The organism is Frateuria defendens (genome assembly GCF_001182895.1).
Taxonomy (GTDB): Bacteria; Pseudomonadota; Gammaproteobacteria; order Xanthomonadales; family Rhodanobacteraceae; genus Frateuria_B; species Frateuria_B defendens.
This window is the reverse complement of record NZ_LFQR01000151.1, coordinates 1-4,972: the sequence shown is the minus strand read 5'-3', so window position 1 is coordinate 4,972 and position 4,972 is coordinate 1. Positions and strand designations below refer to the sequence as shown.

General features: G+C 70.4%; 4 protein-coding genes and 1 pseudogene. All 5 read right to left on the bottom strand.

Annotation, left to right across the window (positions count from 1 at the left end):
* Positions 1-145, bottom strand: a pseudogene (locus tag ACH65_RS20030) (flagellar biosynthesis protein FlhF); the annotation flags it as partial.
* A 227-nt stretch (positions 146-372) separates the two neighbouring features.
* Positions 373-2,463, bottom strand: a complete 2,091-nt coding sequence (flhA, locus tag ACH65_RS16880) for a flagellar biosynthesis protein FlhA (RefSeq protein WP_049623798.1) — start codon at positions 2,461-2,463, stop codon at positions 373-375.
* Between the two features lie 10 nt (positions 2,464-2,473).
* On the bottom strand, positions 2,474-3,613 hold the full coding sequence (gene flhB, locus ACH65_RS16875) for a flagellar biosynthesis protein FlhB (RefSeq protein WP_049623797.1): 1,140 nt from the start codon (positions 3,611-3,613) through the stop codon (positions 2,474-2,476).
* Positions 3,614-3,617: 4 nt separating this feature from the next.
* Positions 3,618-4,391 carry a flagellar biosynthetic protein FliR gene (gene fliR / locus ACH65_RS16870; RefSeq protein ID WP_049623796.1) on the bottom strand — a complete coding sequence of 258 codons (774 nt, stop codon included), beginning with the start codon at positions 4,389-4,391 and terminating at the stop codon, positions 3,618-3,620.
* A complete protein-coding gene (gene fliQ, locus ACH65_RS16865; protein ID WP_049623795.1) occupies positions 4,388-4,657 on the bottom strand; it encodes a flagellar biosynthesis protein FliQ in 270 nt (89 codons plus the stop codon). Before fliQ ends, fliR begins: the two co-directional genes overlap by 4 nt.
* Between the last annotated feature and the right edge of the window lie 315 nt (positions 4,658-4,972).

Here is a 4,972-nt window from a genome sequence, read left to right as displayed (position 1 = left end):
CCTCGTCGTAGTCGATGGCGGCGATGATCTCGATGCCTTCCTCCAACCGACGGGTGGAGAGGATCACCGCATCCGGCCCCTGCTCCTCGCGCACCTCGCGCATGGCCTGGCGCATGTCGGGGGCGAGGAAACGCTTGATTTTCATGTGCTCGCTCTGCTCGCGGGAATCGGGAATAGGGAATGGGAAATGGGAACAGCGGAGGCGGCGCAAGCTGGCAGGCATCCGCTCTTGCCATGCCCTATTCCGGGCTCGCTCCGCTCGCGGGGAATAGGAAATCGGGAATGGGGAATCGGAACGGCGCGCATCGTCAAACCTTGTGGAAGCCTGCTTTTTCTATTCTCCATTCCCGACTCCCTATTCCCGGCTCTCAATTACCGCCCCAATGCCTGCACCAGCCGCACGCGGCGGTTGTCGGGCACTTCGTTGTAGGCGAGCACGTGCAGGTTCTGTGCCACGTGGCGGGTGAAGCGGGCCAGCCAGGGGCGCAGCGGCGGGGCGACCAGCAGCACGGCCGGTTCGCCGTTCATTTCCTGCTTGCGCGCGGCGTCGGCCACGCCCTGCTGCAGGCGGTCGGCCAGGCCCGGCTCCACCGCCGCGCCGGCCACGCCGCCGCCGGCAAGCGAGCCGAGCAGGATCTGCTCCAGCTCCGGCGCCAGCGTGATCACCGGGATCTCGGTACCCAGCCCCGCGATCTCCTGCACGATCTGCCGGCCCAGCGCCACACGCACCTGGGCGGTGAGCGCGCCGGGATCCTGACTCTGCGCGGCATGCTCCGCCAAGGATTCGACGATGCCGCGCATGTTGCGCACCGGCACCCGCTCGGCCAGCAGGTTCTGCAGCACCTTCACCACCACGCCCAGCGGCAGGCGCTTGGGCACCAGGTCCTCCACCAGCTTGGGCGCAGTCTGCGCCAGGCGGTCGAGCAGCTGCTGCACGTCCTGGTGGCTGAGCAGCTCGTGCGCGTGGTTCTGCAGGATGTGCGAGAGGTGGGTGGCGATCACCGTGGCCGGGTCCACCACGGTGTAGCCCAGGCTCTGCGCCAGCTCGCGCTGGCCCTGCTCGACCCACACCGCCTCCAGCCCGAAGGCCGGGTCCTGCGTGGCGATGCCCTGCAGCGGGCCGTGCACGTGACCGGGGTTGATCGCCAGCAATCGCTCCACGTGCACTTCGGCCTCGCCCATCGGCACGCCCATCAGGGTGATGCGGTAGGTGTTGGGGCCGAGGTCGAGGTTGTCGCGGATGTGCACCGCCGGCACCAGGAAGCCGAACTCTTGCGAGAGCTTGCGGCGCACCGACTTGATCCGGCCCATCAGCTCGCCGCCCTGGTGCACGTCCACCAGCGGGATCAGCCGGTAGCCCACCTCCAGCCCCAGCGGATCGACGCTGGCCACGTCCTCCCAGCCCAGCTCCAGCCGCTCGGGCGGCGGCGCGGCGGCGGCCTCGGCGGCGGCCGGTTCGGCCAGCCGGGCGCGCGTCTCGCGCTCGCGCTTGATCAGCAGCCAGGCCCCGCCGCCCAGCGCGCCGCCGAGCAGCAGGAAGGCCAGGTTCGGCATGCCCGGGACCAGGCCCATCACGCCCAGCACCACGCCGGCCACCGCCAGCGCGCGCGGCTGGCCGAACACCTGGCCGAAGAGCTGCTTGCCCATGTCCTGCGCCTTGGACACGCGGGTGACGATCACCGCGGTGGCGACCGAGAGCATCAGCGCCGGCACCTGCGCCACCAGGCCGTCGCCGATGGTGAGCAGGGTGTAGGTGCGCGCCGCCTCGCCGGCGGAGAGGCCGTGCTGCAGCACGCCCACGAAGAAGCCGCCGACGATGTTGATGATGAGGATAAGGATGCCCGCGGTGGCGTCGCCGCGCACGAACTTGGAGGCGCCGTCCATGGAGCCGTAGAAATCCGCCTCCTCGCGCACTTCCTGGCGCCGCTCGCGCGCCTGCTCCTGGGTCAGCAGGCCGGCGTTCAAATCCGCGTCGATCGCCATCTGCTTGCCGGGCATGGCGTCCAGGGTGAAGCGCGCGGTCACTTCCGACACGCGGGTGGCGCCCTTGGTCACCACCACGAAGTTGATGATGGTGAGGATGGCGAACACCACCAGGCCCACGGCGAAGTTGCCGCCGATCACGAACTCGCCGAAGGCCTCGATCACTTTGCCCGCCGCGCTGGGGCCGTCGTGGCCATGCAGCAGCACCACGCGGGTGGAGGCGATGTTGAGCGCGAGGCGCAGCAAGGTGGCACCCAGCACCACCGTGGGGAAGGCGGCGAACTCCAGCGGCCGCATCACGTAGATCACCGCCAGCACGATCACCAGCGACAGCGCGATGTTGAAGCTGAAGAGCATGTCCAGCATGAAGGGCGGCAGCGGCAGCATCACCATCGCCAGCACCGCCAGCATGGCGATGGGCGCGCCGGCGCCGCGGCGGCCGAGCAGCTTCAGTTGGTTGAGGGTGGTGCTAACGGCCATGCGGCTTCCTTCAAGGCTGGTACGGACCCATCAGCTCGGGGTCGATGTCCGGTTGCGGCGCGGGCGGCGGCGCGTGGCCCTGCGCCACGGCCTGCCGCAGCTGGAACACATAGGCCAGCACCTGGGCCACCGCGACGTAGAGCGCCACCGGGATCTCGCGCCCCAGGGCAGTGGTGGCATACAAGGCGCGTGCCAGCGGCGGCGCCTCCACCAGCGGAATGCGGTGATCGGCCGCGGCCGCGCGGATCTGCTGCGCCACCAGGTCCACGCCCTTGGCGATCACCCGCGGCGCGCCGCTGCGCCCCTCGTCGTAGCGCAGAGCCACCGCGAAGTGCGTGGGGTTGGTCACCACCACGTCGGCCTTGGGCAGCTCCTGCATCATCCGGCGGCGCGCCAGCTCGTGCTGCACGCGGCGGATACGGCCCTTGAGTTCGGGGTTGCCCTCGGTCTCCTTGGCCTCGTCGCGCAGTTCCTGGCGGGTCATGCGCAGGCGCTTGCCGTGGTCGAACTTCTGGTACAGCGCGTCGAGGCCGCCGATCAGCGCCAGGATGGCGCCGAACAGCAGCGCGGCGCGGCCGAGCAGGCCGAGCGAGAGCGCGATGCCCGCGGCCACCGCGCCACGGCCGGTGGCCATCATCTCGCGCTCCCAATGCAGCATCACCATCACCAGCACCGCGCCGATCAGCAGCAGCTTGAGCAGCGACTTGCCCAGCTCCACCAGCCCGCGCAGGGCGAAGATGCGGCCCAGGCCGGCGATGGGGTCGAGCCGTTCGAGCTTGGGCTGCAAGGCCTGCCCGCTGAGGTTGAGCCCGCCGATCAGCATCGGCGCGGCGAAGGTCGCCAGCACCGTCGCCAGCGCCACCGGCGCGAACAGCGCCGTCGCCTCGCGCAGCGCCAGCCCCAGCGCGCGCGCCGGCAGCGCGTCGGAGAACAAGGCCTCGCGGCCGTAGTCCAGGCCCAGCCCGTAGATGCGCCGCGCATGCGCGAACGCCTCCGGCCCGGTGGCGAGCAGCGCCGCCACGCCGGCCAGCACCACCAGCGCGCCGGAGAGGTCGCGCGAGCGCGGGACGTCGCCCTTCTCGCGCGCCTCGCGGAGGCGTTTCTCGGAAGGTTGTTCGGTGCGTTCCTGGTCGTCGTCGTGCTCGGCCATGGCGTCACCCGCCAACCAGCGAACGCATCAACGACCACGCGCCGGCCTCCAGCGCGCCGAAGGCGCCGGGCAGGCTGCGCAGCGCCATCCACAGCACCACCATGCCCAGCGTCACGGTGATGGGGAAGCCCACCGCGAACAGGTTCATCGCCGGCGCCGCGCGGCTGATCGCGGCAAAGCCGATGTTCACCACCAGCAGCGAGGTCATCGCCGGCAGCGCCACCCGCACCGCGCCGGCGAACAGCTGGGCGGCGGACAGCACCAGCGCGTGCAGGCCGGCCGGGCCGATCGGCGTAGCACCCGGCGGCAGCGTCTGGAAACTGTCGGCGAGCAGCGCGACCAGCCGCAGGTGGCCGTCCATCGCCAGGAACAGCAAGGTCACCAGCGCCGTGTAGAACTGCCCCAGCACCGGCGTGCTGCCGCCCTCGGTCGGGTTCACCGATTCGGCGAAGCCTAAGTTCATGCTCTGCGACACCAGCTGGCCGCCGGCCGCCACCGCCTCGAACATCAGCTTGAGCACGAAGCCCAGCACCGCACCGAGCAGCAGCTGCCCGACCAGCGCGGACAGGCCCTCGGCCGTCAGTGGGTCGATCCGCGTGGCTGGCGCCAGCGGCAGCAGCACCAGGGTCAGCATCACCACCAGCCCCACGCGGATGCGCGCCGGGATCGTGGTGGCGCCCAGCACCGGCGCGGTCAGGCACAGCCCGCCCACCCGCGCCATCACCCACAGCAGCGAGCCGACCCAGGCCTGCAGGGCGGCCAGCGAGAAGCTGTTCACCGGATCGCCCCGGGCAGCCCTTCGATCAGCTGGCGGGTGAACTGCACCAGGGTGCGCAGCATCCACGGCCCGGTGACCAGCGCCACCAGCGCCATCGCGATCAGCTTGGGGATGAAGCTCAGCGTCATCTCGTTGATCTGCGTGGCGGCCTGGATCACGCCGATCAGCAGGCCCACCACCAGCGCGGTGAGCAGCAGGGGGGCGGCCACCAACATGGCGACGTAGAGGGCGTGTTGGCCGAAGGCGATGATGGATTCGGGGGTCATGGGTTGAATGCCTCGCGGCATTGCAGCCGTCGCGATACCTGGCTCCCTCTCCCCTGTGGGGAGAGGGTTGGGGTGAGGGGCGGGTGCTCGCGGGAACGTGGCTCGCGCCGTGGCTTTTGCTCGTCGCTCCGGCGCAGGCTGGACAAGCGCGCAGCGCGCAGAATGTCCGAAGGACGGCTCCGCAGGGGCGAGCGGAGCGAGTCATTCCGTGCCTCGCGCCTTGATTGAAGCGAAGCGTTATCGCGATCTGGCCGGCCTTTGGCCGGGGGTTTCGCTCCCCTGCCGGGGAGCGAGTTACTTTTCTTTGCTTGCCCA